General features: G+C 62.2%; 13 protein-coding genes. 9 read left to right on the top strand and 4 right to left on the bottom strand.

Translation table 11 applies throughout. The annotated features are described in order from the left end of the window. Positions 1 to 45 precede the first annotated feature (45 nt). The 3 genes from infB (at position 46) to truB (ending at position 4,253) form a co-directional block, all read left to right on the top strand. Positions 46 to 2,796, top strand: a complete 2,751-nt coding sequence (gene infB / locus GGQ66_RS01840; protein WP_183788782.1) for a translation initiation factor IF-2 — start codon at positions 46 to 48, stop codon at positions 2,794 to 2,796. A 108-nt stretch (positions 2,797 to 2,904) separates the two neighbouring features. Then, entirely contained in the window at positions 2,905 to 3,312 is a 408-nt protein-coding gene (rbfA, locus tag GGQ66_RS01835) for a 30S ribosome-binding factor RbfA (protein WP_183788780.1), read from the top strand. Positions 3,313 to 3,320: 8 nt separating this feature from the next. After that, positions 3,321 to 4,253 (top strand): tRNA pseudouridine(55) synthase TruB, encoded by a 933-nt coding sequence (gene truB, locus GGQ66_RS01830; protein WP_183788778.1) that lies wholly within the window; start codon positions 3,321 to 3,323, stop codon positions 4,251 to 4,253. 46 nt (positions 4,254 to 4,299) lie between these two features. Here truB and GGQ66_RS01825 read toward each other — a convergent pair whose 3' ends face one another. Next, positions 4,300 to 5,301, bottom strand: coding sequence for a helix-turn-helix domain-containing protein (locus GGQ66_RS01825; RefSeq protein WP_183788776.1), 1,002 nt, complete (start codon positions 5,299 to 5,301; stop codon positions 4,300 to 4,302). Positions 5,302 to 5,442: 141 nt separating this feature from the next. Between GGQ66_RS01825 and GGQ66_RS01820 the strand changes: the two genes are divergently transcribed. The 5 genes from GGQ66_RS01820 (at position 5,443) to GGQ66_RS01800 (ending at position 11,681) form a co-directional block, all read left to right on the top strand. Further along, positions 5,443 to 6,459 (top strand): alpha/beta hydrolase family protein, encoded by a 1,017-nt coding sequence (locus GGQ66_RS01820; protein ID WP_183788774.1) that lies wholly within the window; start codon positions 5,443 to 5,445, stop codon positions 6,457 to 6,459. Between the two features lie 150 nt (positions 6,460 to 6,609). Further along, positions 6,610 to 6,879, top strand: coding sequence for a 30S ribosomal protein S15 (gene rpsO / locus GGQ66_RS01815; protein WP_183788771.1), 270 nt, complete (start codon positions 6,610 to 6,612; stop codon positions 6,877 to 6,879). A 350-nt stretch (positions 6,880 to 7,229) separates the two neighbouring features. Beyond that, complete coding sequence (gene pnp / locus GGQ66_RS01810; protein WP_183788769.1) at positions 7,230 to 9,377, top strand: polyribonucleotide nucleotidyltransferase; 2,148 nt, start codon at positions 7,230 to 7,232, stop codon at positions 9,375 to 9,377. A gap of 81 nt (positions 9,378 to 9,458) precedes the next feature. Then, entirely contained in the window at positions 9,459 to 10,475 is a 1,017-nt protein-coding gene (locus GGQ66_RS01805) for a class I SAM-dependent methyltransferase (protein ID WP_183788767.1), read from the top strand. Between the two features lie 177 nt (positions 10,476 to 10,652). After that, complete coding sequence (locus GGQ66_RS01800; protein WP_183788765.1) at positions 10,653 to 11,681, top strand: AraC family transcriptional regulator; 1,029 nt, start codon at positions 10,653 to 10,655, stop codon at positions 11,679 to 11,681. A gap of 72 nt (positions 11,682 to 11,753) precedes the next feature. On the opposite strand, the gene fabI is transcribed toward GGQ66_RS01800, so the two are convergent. Genes fabI through fabA form a run of 3 tightly spaced genes read right to left on the bottom strand, consistent with a single transcriptional unit; the run spans position 11,754 to position 14,360 of the window. Beyond that, the gene (gene fabI, locus GGQ66_RS01795) at positions 11,754 to 12,560 is read right to left on the bottom strand and encodes an enoyl-ACP reductase FabI (protein ID WP_183788763.1); all 807 of its coding nucleotides are present in this window, start codon (positions 12,558 to 12,560) and stop codon (positions 11,754 to 11,756) included. A 5-nt stretch (positions 12,561 to 12,565) separates the two neighbouring features. After that, a complete protein-coding gene (gene fabB, locus GGQ66_RS01790; RefSeq protein WP_183788761.1) occupies positions 12,566 to 13,789 on the bottom strand; it encodes a beta-ketoacyl-ACP synthase I in 1,224 nt (407 codons plus the stop codon). 55 nt (positions 13,790 to 13,844) lie between these two features. After that, positions 13,845 to 14,360 (bottom strand): 3-hydroxyacyl-[acyl-carrier-protein] dehydratase FabA, encoded by a 516-nt coding sequence (gene fabA, locus GGQ66_RS01785; RefSeq protein WP_183788759.1) that lies wholly within the window; start codon positions 14,358 to 14,360, stop codon positions 13,845 to 13,847. A 297-nt stretch (positions 14,361 to 14,657) separates the two neighbouring features. On the opposite strand from fabA, the gene irrA reads away from it, so the two are divergent. Beyond that, on the top strand, positions 14,658 to 15,077 hold the full coding sequence (gene irrA, locus GGQ66_RS01780; RefSeq protein WP_183788757.1) for an iron response transcriptional regulator IrrA: 420 nt from the start codon (positions 14,658 to 14,660) through the stop codon (positions 15,075 to 15,077). Positions 15,078 to 15,089: the final 12 nt, after the last annotated feature.

Below are 15,089 nucleotides of genomic sequence, written 5' to 3'. Positions count from 1 at the left end.
GAGGACCGGTCCCAATCCGGCCTTGTCTGAAGGAACGGAAACGGAATGACCGACAACAAAGACGACAAGACCCTTGGCATCTCTGGCAAGAAGACGCTGACGCTGAAGCCTTCGGGCCTGACGCAAGGCACCGTGCGCCAGGACATGGGCCGTGGTCGCACAAATTCTGTCGTGGTCGAGACGGTGAAGCGCCGTCCGACGCGCCCGGCGGAAACGACGGCAAAGCCGGCACCGGTGGCGACGACTGCCCCGGCACCCGCTCCGGCAGCACCTGCCGCCCCCGCGAAGGCGCCTGAACCGGTGGCCGCGCGTCCGGCCCAGCCGGCTCAGCCGCCGCGCATTCACCAGCCTGTGCAGCAGCGCCCGCAGGGGCAGAACCAGCGCCAGGATCGTGACCGCGACCATTATCGTCAGGACCGTGATCGTCCGCGTGGCGGTGCTCCCGCTTCGCAGGGTGGCCTGTCTGCCGGTGAAATGGAAGCGCGTCGCCGCGCGCTGTTCGAAGCGCAGGCCCGTGACGCCGAAGACGCCCGCCGTCGTGTGGAAGAAGAGGCCCGCCGTCGTGCCGAAGAGGAAGCCCGCGCCGCTGCCGAGCGCGCCGAGGCTGCCCGTCGTGCTGCCGAACCGCCGGCACCGGTCGCACCGGAACCGGTGGCCGCTACCCCGACGCCCGCTCCGGCCCGTCCGGCTGAAGCTGCGCCGTCCGCCGTTCGTCGCACCGACGCCCGTCCGCAGGCGCCGGTCGTTACTCCGGCTGTTGCCGGCCGCGGCCGCAAGGGTGCCGACGAGGAAGAGGATGACCGTGGTGGCGCGGCCCGCACCGGCGCGCCGCGCGGCAAGGTTGCCGCCCCGGCCCCGGCCAAGGTTCCGGCCCGTCCGAAGGTCGAGGACGACCGCCGTCGTGGCAAGCTGACCGTGACCGCCGTGTCCGGCGACGATGAGGATGGCGGCTCTTCCCGCGGCCGTTCGCTCGCCGCCATGCGCCGCCGTCAGGAAAAGTTCCGCCGTGGCCAGATGCAGGAGCCGCGCGAGAAGATTTCCCGCGAAGTCATCCTGCCGGAAACCATCACCATTCAGGAACTGTCGCAGCGCATGTCCGAACGCGCCGTCGACGTCATCAAGTACCTGATGAAGGAAGGGCAGATGATGAAGCCGGGCGACGTCATCGACGCCGACCTTGCCGAACTTATCGCCGGCGAATTCGGCCACACCGTCAAGCGCGTGTCGGAATCCGACGTCGAAACCGGCATCTTCAATGTGGCCGACCAGGACGAGGATCTCGTGCCGCGTCCGCCGGTCGTCACCATCATGGGTCACGTTGACCACGGCAAGACCTCGCTGCTCGACGCCATCCGCAAGACGAGCGTCGTCTCGGGCGAAGCCGGTGGCATCACGCAGCATATCGGCGCCTATCAGGTCGAACAGCGTGGTCACAAGATCACCTTCATCGACACCCCAGGCCACGCGGCCTTCACGGCCATGCGTGCCCGCGGTGCCCAGGTGACGGATATCGCGATCCTCGTTGTGGCCGCCGACGACAGCGTCATGCCGCAGACGATCGAGTCCATCAGCCATGCCAAGGCGGCCGGCGTGCCGATCATCGTGGCGATCAACAAGATCGACAAGCACGAGGCCGACCCGCAGAAGGTGCGCACGCAGCTTCTGCAGCACGAGGTCTTCGTGGAAAGCATGGGCGGTGAAACGCTTGACGTGGAAGTGTCGGCCAAGGCCGGCCTGAACCTCGACAAGCTGCTCGACGCCATCCTGCTGCAGGCGGAAATTCTCGACCTCAAGGCCAACCCGAACCGCTGGGCCGAAGGCTCGGTGATCGAAGCCAAGCTCGACCGCGGTCGCGGCTCGGTGGCGACCGTCCTCGTTCAGAAGGGTACGCTGCGTCCGGGTCAGATCATCGTCGCCGGTGACGTGTGGGGTCGTGTGCGCGCGCTCGTCAACGACAAGGGCGAGCATGTGAAGGAAGCAACGCCCGCCATGCCGGTCGAAATCCTCGGCCTGTCCGGCACGCCGCAGGCCGGTGACAAGTTCGCCGTGGTCGAAAGCGAAGCCCGCGCCCGCGAAATTTCCGAATATCGCCTGCGTCTGGCCCGCGACAAGGCCGCTGCCCGTCAGTCCGGCCAGCGCGGTTCGCTGGAACACATGATGATCCAGCTCCAGAGCACCGGTACCAAGGAGTTCCCGCTGGTCATCAAGGGCGATGTGGGTGGCTCGGTCGAAGCGATCAATGCCGCGCTCGAGAAGCTCGGCACGGACGAAGTCCGGGCCCGCATCGTTCACTCCGGCGTCGGCGCTATCACCGAAACGGACATCACGCTGGCAGAAGCTTCGAACGCGGCCATCATCGGCTTCAACGTTCGCGCCAATGCCCAGGCCCGAGTCGCCGCCGACCGCGCTGGTACGGAAATCCGCTACTACAACATCATCTACGATCTGGTGGATGACGTGAAGGCGGCCATGTCCGGCCTGCTTTCGCCGGAACGTCGCGAAACCTTCCTCGGCAATGCCGAAATCCTTGAGGTGTTCAACATCACCAAGGTCGGCAAGGTCGCGGGTTGCCGCGTCACCGACGGCAAGGTCGAGCGTGGCAACGGCGTTCGCCTCATCCGCGACAACGTCGTCATTCACGAAGGCAAGCTCAAGACCCTCAAGCGCTTCAAGGACGAAGTTGCTGAAGTCAATATGGGTCAGGAATGCGGTATGGCCTTCGAGAACTACGAAGACATCCGCGTCGGCGACACCATCGAGTGCTTCCGCGTGGAGCACATCACGCGCACGCTCTAACAGCGGCGTTACACATAAAAGCGAATTGGCTCCGGGCGCTGGTTTTTCCAGCGTCCGGCTTTGCCGAACGCCATTTTATTCCAGGTTCCATCCCTGAAGGACGAGACCATGACCAGACCTACATCTTCTGCGCCTTCGCAGCGCATGCTGCGCGTCGGCGAACAGGTTCGCGCCGCTATCACGCAGGTTCTGCAGCGCGGCGACGTGCGCGATCCGCTGCTTGAAAAGACCATCGTTTCCATTTCGGAAGTGCGCATGTCGCCCGATCTCAAGATCGCGACGGCCTATGTCACGCCGCTTGGCGTTTCTGATCACGAAGCGACCATCAAGGCGCTGAACCACCATGCGAAGTACATTCGCGGACGCCTTGGTCCGTATCTGCATCAGATGAAATACATGCCGGAAGTGCGCTTCCGCGACGATACGAGCTTTGACAACTACAGCCGCATCGATGCGCTGCTGCGCTCGCCGGAAGTGGTGCGCGATCTCAAAGCCCACGACGACAACGAAGAATAACGGATATCATGTCGAAACCCCGCAAACCCAAGGGCCGCGCCGTTTCGGGCTGGCTGATCCTCGACAAGCCGGTCGATTTCGGTTCCACCGAAGCCGTTTCCAAGATCAAGTGGCTGTTCAACGCCCAGAAGGCCGGCCATGCCGGTACCCTCGATCCGTTGGCATCCGGCATGCTGCCGATCGCGCTCGGCGATGCCACCAAGACGGTTCCCTATGTCATGGACGGCCGCAAGATCTATGAGTTCACCGTAAGCTGGGGCGAACAGCGCACGACGGACGACCTGGAAGGCGAGGTCATCGCTTCGTCAGACAAGCGCCCGGCCAGGGAAGACATTCTGGCCCTCCTGCCGAAATACACCGGCACGATCAGCCAGATCCCGCCGCAGTTTTCCGCCATCAAGATCGACGGTGAACGCGCCTACGATTTGGCTCGTGAAGGCGAGGCGGTCGAAATTCCGGCGCGTGAGGTGGAAATCTTCCGGCTGAACCTCGTCGGCTGTCCGGATGAGAACACGGCCCATTTCGAGGTCGAATGCGGTAAGGGTACCTATGTCCGCGCACTCGCCCGCGATTTCGGGCGTGAACTCGGTTGCTACGGCCATATTTCCGATCTGCGTCGCACCTTCGTCGCGCCCTTTGCGGAGGAGACGATGATCCCGCTCGCCGATCTCGTGGCGCTCGAAAGCATCGAGGATCGCGACGAACGTCTGGCGGCCCTCGATGCGCTGATGATTGACACCGGCGAAGCGCTTTCGAACCTGCCGCATGTCGCGGTTACCGATGATCAGGCGCACCGCCTGCGCATGGGCAACCCCATCATCCTGCGCGGCCGCGACGCCCCGCTTGCGACAGACGATGCCTGGGTGACGGCGCGTGGCAAACTGGTCGCCATCGGAGAGATCGCCGGCGGCGAGTTCCGCCCCAAGCGGGTTTTCCAGTGAGAATACAAGCGCCGGCCTTCGAGCCGGCGTTTTCGTCTGCGCCCTCTTATTCCGGCGGCTTTGCAACCTGGCCGGCAAGCCAGTCGCTTGGCGACTGGCCCATCACGCGCAGGAATTCCCGGTTGAAGTTCGATTTGGTGTTGAACCCGCTATCGAGCATGGACGCGGTGATATTGGCCCCCTCTTCGAGACGCCGGCAGGCATGGCGGATGCGAAAGCCATTGATGTAGCGCGAGACATTGTCACCGGATGCGCGGTTCACTGCTGTCGAAAGACGTTTGACCGGCACATGCAGGCGCCGGGCAAGCCGCGCCAGCGTCATGCCGGGATCGAGATAAAGCTTGTCCGTCTCCAGAATCGTTTGAAGTTCCACCATCAGCGCCGTATCGGGTTCGCTCGGCTCGCCGGGCCTTTCTGCGGGCGCTGCATCGCCTTCACCGATGCTTTGCGACAGGCTGAGTGCGCCGATGGCCAAAAGCCACAGTGACGAAAACACGCTGACGATGATCGGTTGAAGCCAGTGGATACCATAGGCAAGTGCTGCTGCAATCATCCCGTCACTCAGCGCCGAAAGCATGAGCGCCACGGCGATGGCGCGCCAGACATGCATGGGTAGATCACCCGCATCGAGCTGCGTCAGCGGCAGGCTGTCTGCTCCGGCGCGCAGCGCAGCGAGCATCAGAGCGCCATAGACCAGAAATACAGCGGGTACCACGAAATCGAGCGCCTGTGGCGCCAGCAATACGCAAAACAGGGTGAAGGCCGGAGCGGCGACGTGCATAGCATCCCGGCGTATGTCTGCGGTCCGGATGGCGGCTGTCTGGAATGTCACCCAGGCCAGCGGCGGAATGGCGGTTGCCGTCACGGGCTGCACCGCCAGCAAGCCGGTAAAGCCATAGTGCTGGCTGAGCGAAACGATAACGCCCTGAACCGTACAGGCTGCGAGCAGGGTGAGGAAGGGGCGTGGCCTCTGGCGCGCAAGCAGCGCACGGACGAGCAGGAAGCCGAGAACCAGCGAAACGACAAGCGGAATGGGTAGGGCGATCATGGGGCACCGTTCGAAAACATGCGCCGATCCTTGTCCTTAATCGCGTCCGGCGCGACCTCGATCCGGTTTCAGGACGCGAATTCACCGGAAAACGGCGTAGCTGCATCGATGTCGATGTTCAATCCCGAAAGGACGAATTCCATGAAGCACCTTGCTCTCCTTGCTGGCGCCCTCCTGCTGGCGGCCGGCGCTGCCTGTGCCGAACCCTATGCTGGGTACGACCGCTTTGAAATCATGCCACCCGATCGCAGCGGTCCGGTGGCAGCCTCCGTCTGGTATCCCGCCGCCAAGGCCACCTATCGCGGTCTTGTCGGAGATAATCCGGTCTTTCAGGGGACGTCGGCCTATGTCGGTGCGGCGATGGCGGAGGGAAAGCACCCGCTCGTTCTCCTGTCGCACGGGTCGGGCGGCAATATGGATGGTCTTGGCTGGCTGTCGTCCCGGCTGGCGCTCAAGGGGGCCATCGTCGCTGCGGTCAATCACCCGGGATCGACTTCGGGTGACTCCTCGCCGCGCCGTTCGGTGCGCCTGTCTGAGCGGGCAGGTGACATTCGGGCGCTGCTCGATCATGTCCTGGCCGATCCGGAACTCGCAAGCCGCATCGATCCCGCCCGCATCGTCACGTTCGGCTTTTCGTTGGGTGGCGCCACCGCGCTCAATCTGGCGGGTGCTGTCACGGATGGCGCGCTCTACAAGCCCTATTGCGATCGCTTTCCCGATGCGGCCGATTGCGTGTTCTTTGGCAAGGGCGGTGTCGATTTCGCGAAGATGCCTGCTACATTTTCGGGTGACATGCGTGACCCTCGTGTCACGGCGGCGATTGCCATCGATCCGGGCCTGACCTATGCCATGACACAACAGAGTATCGAAGCCATGAAACTGCCCGTCCTGCTCGTCAATCTCGGTGGTGACGATCTCTGGAAGGCAATCGATGTGAGTGCCAGGGGCAGCAACCTTGCGGGCCGTATGCCGCAGGCGCAGTACGCCCGCTTCGGGCCGGCCCATCATTTCACCTTTCTTGCGCTCTGCAAGCCGGAAGGGCGGGCGCTTCTGGCCGAGGAAAAGGACGATCCTGTGTGCGACGATCCCGAAGGCACCGACCGGGCGCTGATTCACGCAGCCGTGGCGGACCGCATCGCTGCTTTTCTCGGCCTCTGAGCCCTTTCCGGTTTCGCTCTTTCCTTTAATGTGGAAATGCACTATATGCGGCGCCAGCAGCGGGCTTTTGTCCGCGTGCATTCATGGCCGAAGCTGGACGACATCCCGGCTTATGGCGTCCCTTAAATCCATTTATGAAAGGATTGTCCGATGTCGATCACTGCTGAGCGCAAGGCCGCCCTCATCAAGGAATACGCAACTGCCGAAGGCGACACCGGTTCTCCGGAAGTCCAGGTTGCCGTTCTGACCGAGCGCATCAACAACCTCACCGAGCACTTCAAGGGCCACAAGAAGGATAACCATTCCCGCCGTGGTCTGCTGAAGATGGTTTCCAGCCGTCGTTCGCTTCTCGACTACCTGAAGAAGAAGGATGAAGGCCGTTACGCCAAGCTCATCGCGAGCCTCGGCATCCGCCGCTAAGCTCTTCCGGCAGACGCTGGTCTCCAGCGTCTGCCGCCTCGTTTCAGGGCACTGAAAGCCCTCAACCGTCCCGGCTTTGCCGGATACGGATCTGCCGAAAAGCGACGCCATCCGGGCGGATACGACTTCGGCCAATGAAGCGCCTTCGCCGCAGGGTGGAGGCATGGGGTGTACCGGATGGGCCGGTCGCCCGGTTTAACCGATGACCTGTCATGGGGCAGGATTGCAGGATGCTCGGCCCGGGATTGCGGGTGTGCCGAGTCTCCCGCTGTCTTGCCCGTGATGAGTCTCAATCGCGAGGCGTGCCTCTGGCCATCGTGCCGGCGTGCCCGCAGTCTCAAGGACAAGATATGTTCGAACACCACATCGTAGAAGTCGAATGGGCTGGCCGCCCGCTGAAGCTGGAAACGGGCAAGGTCGCCCGTCAGGCTGACGGCGCTGTGATCGCCACCTACGGCGAAACCGTCGTTCTCGCCACCGTCGTTTCCGCCAAGGCGCCGAAGCCGGGTCAGGACTTCTTCCCGCTGACCGTCAACTACCAGGAAAAGACCTACGCCGCCGGCAAGATCCCGGGTGGCTACTTCAAGCGCGAAGGCCGTCCGTCGGAAAACGAAACGCTCGTTTCCCGCCTCATCGACCGCCCGATCCGTCCGCTCTTCCCGGAAGGCTACAAGAACGACACGCAGGTCGTCGTTACCGTTCTGCAGCATGACCTCGAAAACAACCCGGATATCCTGTCGATGGTTGCGGCTTCCGCTGCGCTCACGATTTCCGGCGTTCCGTTCATGGGCCCGGTTGGCGGTGCCCGCGTCGGCTTTATCAACGGCGAATACGTCCTGAACCCGCATCTCGACGAAATGCAGGAAAGCGTCCTCGACCTGGTTGTCGCCGGTACGCATGACGCCGTTCTGATGGTCGAATCCGAAGCCAAGGAACTCAACGAAGAAGTCATGCTCGGCGCCGTCATGTTCGGCCACCGTGGCTTCCAGCCGGTTCTCGATGCGATCATCAAGCTCGCCGAAGTGGCCGCCAAGGAACCGCGTGACTTCCAGCCGGAAGACTTCTCCGCACTTGAAGCCGAAATGCTCTCGATCGCCGAAGCTGAACTGCGCGACGCCTACAAGATCACCCAGAAGGCTGATCGCTACAACGCAGTCGACGCCGTCAAGGCCAAGGTGAAGGCGCACTTCGCTCCGGCTGAAGGCGAGGAAGCCAAGTACACGGCTGAAGAAATCGGCGCCGTGTTCAAGCACCTGCAGGCCAAGATCGTGCGCTGGAACATCCTCGACACCGGCAGCCGTATCGACGGTCGCGACCTGTCGACCGTTCGCCCGATCGTCGCCGAAGTCGGCACTCTGCCGCGCACCCATGGTTCGGCTCTCTTCACCCGCGGTGAGACGCAGGCCCTCGTGGTCGCCACTCTCGGCACCGGCGAAGACGAGCAGTATGTCGATTCCTTGACGGGCATGTACAAGGAAAACTTCATGCTGCACTACAACTTCCCGCCCTACTCGGTGGGTGAGACCGGCCGCATGGGCTCCCCGGGCCGCCGCGAAATCGGCCACGGCAAGCTGGCCTGGCGCGCCATCCACCCGATGCTGCCGGCCGCTGAACAGTTCCCCTACACGCTGCGTGTCGTTTCCGAGATCACCGAGTCCAACGGTTCGTCCTCCATGGCCACCGTTTGCGGCACCTCGCTCGCTCTGATGGATGCGGGCGTTCCGCTGGCCAAGCCGGTTGCCGGTATCGCCATGGGCCTGATTCTCGAAGGTGAACGCTTCGCCGTTCTCTCCGACATTCTCGGTGACGAAGACCACCTCGGCGACATGGACTTCAAGGTCGCCGGTACCGCCGACGGCATTACCTCGCTGCAGATGGACATCAAGATCGCCGGTATTACCGAAGAGATCATGAAGGTCGCGCTTGAGCAGGCTCAGGGCGGTCGTACCCATATCCTCGGCGAAATGGCCAAGGCCATCAGCGAAGGCCGTTCGCAGCTCGGCGAATTCGCCCCGCGTATCGAAGTGATGAACATCCCGGTCGACAAGATCCGTGAAGTCATCGGTTCGGGCGGCAAGGTCATCCGCGAAATCGTCGAAAAGACCGGCGCCAAGATCAACATCGAAGACGATGGCACCGTGAAGATCGCTTCGTCCTCCGGCAAGGAGATCGAAGCGGCCCGCAAGTGGATCCACTCCATCGTTGCCGAGCCGGAAGTCGGCCAGATCTACGAAGGCACGGTCGTCAAGACCGCCGATTTCGGCGCCTTCGTGAACTTCTTCGGCGCCCGTGACGGCCTCGTCCACATCTCGCAGCTTGCTTCCGAGCGCGTGGCCAAGACGACCGACGTCATCAAGGAAGGCGACAAGGTCTTCGTGAAGCTCATGGGCTTCGATGAGCGCGGCAAGGTTCGCCTCTCCATGAAGGCCGTCGACCAGACGACCGGCAAGGAAATCGTCGCCGAGAAGAAGAAGGACGATGGCGAAGCCGCCGAGTAATCGGCCACTTTTCCAGGAAATCAGGCGCGGGATTTCGATCCCGCGCCTTTGTCGTATCCGCCCAACCCGAAGGCCTGAACCATGTCCCGCGACGCCCTGAAGACCCTGTTCCATCCCTTTGCCGCCGAGGTTCTGCCTCTGCCCGGCGCGGATGAACGCTACCTGTTTCTGGGCGCCGAGGCCGGTCTCCGCCCGCCGGAAGGTTTCGCCGCCACGCTCGATTGTGTCCAGGGCTTCCGGCCGTTCTATCTGCCGCTCGAAAAGGCCGGTTTCGCACCGAAGCCGCTGGTTGAGGGCGAGGATTATGATGGCGCACTGGTTCTGGTCGGCAAGCACAAGGGCGAGAATGAAAACCGTGTCGCCGAAGCACTGAAGCGCGTGCGCACCGGCGGCGTCATCGTCGTGGCCGGAGGCAAGGAAGATGGCATCCAGCCGCTGCGCAAGGCGCTTGAGCGTCTCGGTCTGCTGACCGACCACATGCCGAAATATCATGGCGTGGCGCTCATTCTGCGCTGCCCGGAAGACATTGCGCCCGCGCTCGCCCAGTTCGCGACCCATCCCGTTACGGTCGAGGGCCGCTTTACAGCAGCGCCCGGCATGTTCTCCCACGATCGCGTCGACGCAGGTTCCGAACTGCTGGCAAGCCGCCTGCCGACCAACTTCGATGGCAATGCAGCCGATTTCGGTGCGGGCTGGGGTTATCTTTCGGTCATGCTGGCGACCAAATCGCCGGCAACCGCCCGTATTGACCTGTTCGAGGCTGACTATGCGGCTCTTGACTATGCGAAGGCCAATCTGGCCGCCAATTGCCCGAAGCTCACCACGCGCTTCTTCTGGCAGGATCTGGGTTCGGAACCGCCGAAGGAAAAATACGATCTCGTCATCATGAACCCGCCCTTCCATGAGGCGCAGGCCGCCGAGCCGGGTCTTGGCCAGGCCTTCATTCGCGCTGCCGCTGCCGCTCTGCGTCCGGGCGGTGAATTGCTTCTGGTCGCCAATCGCGGCCTGCCTTACGAGCCGGTGCTCAAGGAAGCCTTCCGCGAAAGCGGCGAGGTTTGCCGCAATGCTCGCTTCAAGATCTTGCAGGCGCGCAAGTAACGCCTTCAAGCTGCTTTTGAACCCTCATCTGTTTCAATGGAACGTCCGCCCTTCGGCGGACGTTTACATTTATACATAGGTGTAGTTGCGTATCATCTACTCCTAATGTTTGTATCGACAAGGCCGCCCAATCATCTTAGCATTGCGTGACAATTTCCGAACATTGGACGCCATAGTATGACTAATTCACCCGAACTGGAGGGTATGACCATCATTGCCGGCGTGGCGTCCGCCGTTGCGGAGCACGCCGCCAGCTATGGCATTGATATCAAACCGATTTGTGAAGCGCTCGGGATCGACCCCGAGATGCTGCAAAGCATGACGGCACGCGTCAGCCTGGACAAGATCTGCCGTCTTCTGGAAGCCTGTGCGCTGCTGTCCGGCGATGAGGCCTTCGGGTTGAAGTGCGTCGATGCCTATGAGCGTGGCGCGAGCGGCCCCTTCGGCTACGGCCTGATCGTGGCACCCACCGTGCGTGATTTGGTCGATTTTCTGGAGGCGCATGTACCGGGCGCCACGTCCTCCAGCTACTTTGTGCGCGAGGAAACGGAAAAGGGTGTCGTTCTCCGGCTGACCTTTTCACCGCTTGTCGTCAAGCGCGACCAGTATGTGGATATGGCGACCACCATGGTCATGGCCCGCTTGCGAGACATCGTCGGGGAACGCGCAGCGCTGGTGGAGATCGAACTGGAGCGTCCGAAGCCCCGAAACCCTGCCATTTTCCAGCGCTATCTTTCGAACCGGCTCACCTTTTCAAGTCGCATCAACAGCGTTTGCTTTCCGCACGAGATCATGGGGGTCGTCAATCCGCGCGGCGATCAGCGGCTGTTCACGCTGATGGATATGCAATGCCGCAGCCTGCATCCGTCGAAGCCGGCTTCGCAGGAGGAGTTCGTGACGGAGGTTCGCGATTATCTCCATCTGCGCATTGCCGAGCCGGAACTGTCGCTGACGGAGACCGCGAAGCATTTCGATCTTTCCGAGCGCACCCTGCAGCGCCGCCTGTCCGAACAGGGAACGAGCCTCAACGATATTCGCGACGCCATCCGCCGGGACATGAGCCTGACGCTTCTCAAGGAGAGCGATCTTTCGATCGCGGAGATCTGCTATCGCCTGGGCTACTCCGCTCCAAGCGCCTTCAGCCGTTCCGTGACACGCTGGTTCGGCACCTCGCCGCGCGCCGTGCGCAACAGGAAGGCGCGCTGACGCTATGAAGCCCAAAAGAAAACCGCCTGCCGGAGGCCGGCAGGCGGTTCTGTTCTTTGATCGGTTTCCGGCTTATTCCGGATCGACGTTCTTCAGCACTTCCAGCGGCGGAACCGAGGTGATGTTGAACCCGCCATCGACGTAATGGACTTCGCCGGTTACGCCGTTCGACAGCTTGCTGAGCAGATAGAGCGCGGAGCCGCCGATATCGTCGATGGTTGCGGTACGGCGCAGCGGCGCGTTCTTCTGGTTCCAGGCATACATGGCACGGGCATCGGCAATGCCGGCGCCAGCCAGCGTGCGCACCGGACCGGCCGAGATCGCGTTAACGCGGATGTTCTGCGGGCCAAAATCCGCAGACAGATAGCGCATCGAGGCTTCGAGCGCTGCCTTGGCGACACCCATGACGTTGTAGTTCGGAATGACACGCTGCGAACCGTTATAGGTCAGCGTCAGCACCGAACCGCCATCATTCATGATCGCTGCCGCCCGCTTGGTCACTTCCGTGAACGAGAAGCAGGAAATGATCATGGTCCGCACGAAATTATCGCGCGTCGTGTCGGCGTAGAGGCCCTTCAGCTCGTTCTTGTCGGAAAAGCCGATGGCATGCACGAGAAAATCGATCTTGCCCCAGCGGGCTTCCAGTTCGGCAAAGACGGCGTCGACGGATGCGAGGTCTTCGACGTCGCAGGGCAGCAGGAAATCGGAACCCACCTCAGCCGCCAGCGGCTTTACGCGCTTTCCCAGCGCATCGCCCTGATAGGTGAAGGCGATTTCCGCACCTTCCGCCGCCAGAGCCTTGGCAATGCCCCAGGCGATGGAATGGTTGTTCGCGACACCCATGATGAGTCCGCGCTTTCCGTGCATGATACCCGTCATGGAGTTCATCCGTTGTAGCGCTGGAACACCAGCGTGGCGTTGGTGCCGCCGAAGCCGAACGAGTTCGAGAGCGCAATATCGATCTTGGCGTTATCGATGCGTTTGCGCACGATCGGAACGCCGTCGAATTCGGGGTCGAGCGTTTCGATATGCGCGCTTTCGCCGATAAAGCCGGCCTGCATCGACAGAAGGCTGTAGATGGCTTCCTGTGCGCCTGCGGCACCCAGCGAATGGCCGGTCAGCGACTTGGTGGACTGGATATGCGGGATCTTGTCACCGAACACTTCGCGGATGGCGCCGATTTCCTTCGAATCGCCAACCGGCGTCGAGGTTCCGTGCGTGTTGACGTAATCCACGTCGCCCTTCACGGTGGCCAGTGCCTGACGCATGCAGCGGACCGCGCCTTCGCCGGAGGGGGCGACCATGTCGTAACCGTCCGAGGTCGCACCGTAGCCGACGACTTCGGCATAGATTTTCGCGCCGCGGGCCTTGGCGTGCTCAAGTTCTTCCAGGATGAGGACGCCTGCGCCGCCAGCGATCACGAAACCGTCGCGTTCGGCGTCGTAGGCGCGCGAGGCGGTCGCCGCCGTCTCGTTATACTTGGAGGACATGGCCCCCATCGCGTCGAACAGGTTGGACATCGTCCAGTCGAGATTTTCGTGGCCGCCCGCGAACATCACGTCCTGCTTGCCCCACTGGATCAACTCGTAGGCATTGCCGATGCAATGCGCGGAGGTGGAGCAGGCCGAGGAGATCGAGTAGTTCACGCCGTGAATCTTGAACCAGGTCGCCAGCGTGGCCGATGCCGTGGAAGACATGGCCTTCGGCACGGCGAACGGGCCGATCCGCTTCGGATTGCCGTTCTTGCGGGTGATGTCGGCAGCCTCGATCAGCGTGCGCGTCGACGGCCCGCCCGAGCCCATGATGATGCCGACCCGTTCCTGGGCCGAGTAGTCCTTCTCCGCGAGGCCGGCGTCGGCGATCGCCTGATCCATCGCGATATGGTTCCACACGCCGCCTTCGGAGAGGAAGCGCAGGGCGCGACGGTCCACCTTGTCCGCCGTATCGAGGTTCGGCTTGCCCCAGACCTGGCTGCGGAAGCCATGCTCGGCAAAATCGGGAGAGAAGGAAATACCGGACTTCGCGTCCCGCAGGGACTGCGTGACCTCGGCCGCATCGTTTCCGATGGAAGACACGATGCCAAGACCCGTGACAACAACCCGTCTCATCTCATGGACCTTTCTATGAATATGCGGAGCGGGCGTCCGTGCGCCCGGCTTCCGTTTAGCCCTGCTTTTCCTGGAACAGGCCGACGCGAAGATCGGTGGCCTTGTAGATGACTTCACCGTCGGCCTTCATCCAGCCATCGGCAATGCCGAGGACGAGGCGGCCGCGCACGACGCGCTTGAAGTCGATGCCGTATTCCACGAGCTTCGTCTTCGGCGTGACCATACCGGTGAACTTCACTTCGCCGGTCGAGAGCGCACGGCCCTTGCCGGGTTCGCCCAGCCAGCCGAGGAAGAAGCCGGTCAACTGCCACATGGCATCGAGGCCGAGACAGCCCGGCATGACGGGATCGCCCTGGAAGTGACAGGGGAAAAACCACAGGTCGGGAGTGATATCGAACTCGGCGCGGATGTAACCCTTGTCGTGCGGACCGCCATTCTCGAAGATCTCGGTAATGCGGTGGAACATCAGCATCGGAGGCAGCGGAAGCTGGGCATTGCCCGGACCGAACATTTCGCCCCGACCGCAGGTCAGGATTTCCTCATAGGTGAAGCTCGATTGTTTCTGTGTCATTAACGTGATGTTTCCCGTCTTTAACGCCGCGCCTGCTGCGAGTGCCTGCAAAAGCCTCTAGTGCATGTTCGCGATAAAATGAAGCGCCACTTTGGCGCATGCGGCAGGCCAGGCCCGCCCCTCCCTGTTTTTTGTTCAACAGGTCGCATACAGGAACAACTGGTTTCCGGCCAGCGAAAAAAGCAGGCGTTTCGCCTGTCCGTTAGGCGGTTTTGCGGAATCTGTTGAAAGAACGGGGGCAAAACGGTATATGCAACCACAGGACCCTCCCTTTTTCCGGGAGGCGGAGCGGTAGGCATGAGCGAAGACATGGATCTGGCGATGGAAGACAAGCTGCGTGAATCGGGCCTGCGCCCCACGCGTCAGCGGATTGCGCTTGCCGAACTGCTCTTCGCCAAGGGCGATCGCCACCTGACCGTCGAGGAACTGCACGAGGAAGCCGTAACCGCCGGCGTGCCGGTTTCGCTCGCGACGGTTTACAACACGCTGCACCAGTTCACCGAAGCCCGCATGATCCGCGTGCTCGCCGTCGAGGGGTCTAAGACCTATTTCGACACCAACACGTCGGACCATCACCACTTCTTCGTCGAGGACACGAACGAAGTGCTCGATTTCCCGGAAGGCAACGTGACGATCGACTGTTTGCCGACGCCGCCGCAAGGCATGGAGATCGCCCACGTTGACGTCGTGGTGCGCCTGCGTCGCAAGACCTCCTGATATTCACCAAAC

Origin of the sequence: Allorhizobium borbori (assembly GCF_014196535.1) — a bacterium.
GTDB lineage: Bacteria > Pseudomonadota > Alphaproteobacteria > Rhizobiales > Rhizobiaceae > Ectorhizobium > Ectorhizobium borbori.
The sequence above is the reverse complement of the archived record's forward strand: the minus strand, read 5'-3'. Positions and strand labels throughout refer to the sequence as shown.

Bases quoted from the DNA above. Each gene is read 5' to 3' on its own strand.
- GGQ66_RS01805 (WP_183788767.1), top strand. From the start codon at position 9,459: ATGTCCCGCGACGCCCTGAAGACCCTGTTCCATCCCTTTGCCGCCGAG.
- GGQ66_RS01825 (WP_183788776.1), bottom strand. From the start codon at position 5,301: ATGATCGCCCTACCCATTCCGCTTGTCGTTTCGCTGGTTCTCGGCTTC.
- rbfA (WP_183788780.1), top strand. From the start codon at position 2,905: ATGACCAGACCTACATCTTCTGCGCCTTCGCAGCGCATGCTGCGCGTC.
- infB (WP_183788782.1), top strand. From the start codon at position 46: ATGACCGACAACAAAGACGACAAGACCCTTGGCATCTCTGGCAAGAAG.
- GGQ66_RS01800 (WP_183788765.1), top strand. From the start codon at position 10,653: ATGACTAATTCACCCGAACTGGAGGGTATGACCATCATTGCCGGCGTG.
- rpsO (WP_183788771.1), top strand. From the start codon at position 6,610: ATGTCGATCACTGCTGAGCGCAAGGCCGCCCTCATCAAGGAATACGCA.
- GGQ66_RS01820 (WP_183788774.1), top strand. From the start codon at position 5,443: ATGAAGCACCTTGCTCTCCTTGCTGGCGCCCTCCTGCTGGCGGCCGGC.
- pnp (WP_183788769.1), top strand. From the start codon at position 7,230: ATGTTCGAACACCACATCGTAGAAGTCGAATGGGCTGGCCGCCCGCTG.
- truB (WP_183788778.1), top strand. From the start codon at position 3,321: ATGTCGAAACCCCGCAAACCCAAGGGCCGCGCCGTTTCGGGCTGGCTG.
- fabI (WP_183788763.1), bottom strand. From the start codon at position 12,560: ATGACGGGTATCATGCACGGAAAGCGCGGACTCATCATGGGTGTCGCG.
- fabA (WP_183788759.1), bottom strand. From the start codon at position 14,360: ATGACACAGAAACAATCGAGCTTCACCTATGAGGAAATCCTGACCTGC.
- fabB (WP_183788761.1), bottom strand. From the start codon at position 13,789: ATGAGACGGGTTGTTGTCACGGGTCTTGGCATCGTGTCTTCCATCGGA.
- irrA (WP_183788757.1), top strand. From the start codon at position 14,658: ATGAGCGAAGACATGGATCTGGCGATGGAAGACAAGCTGCGTGAATCG.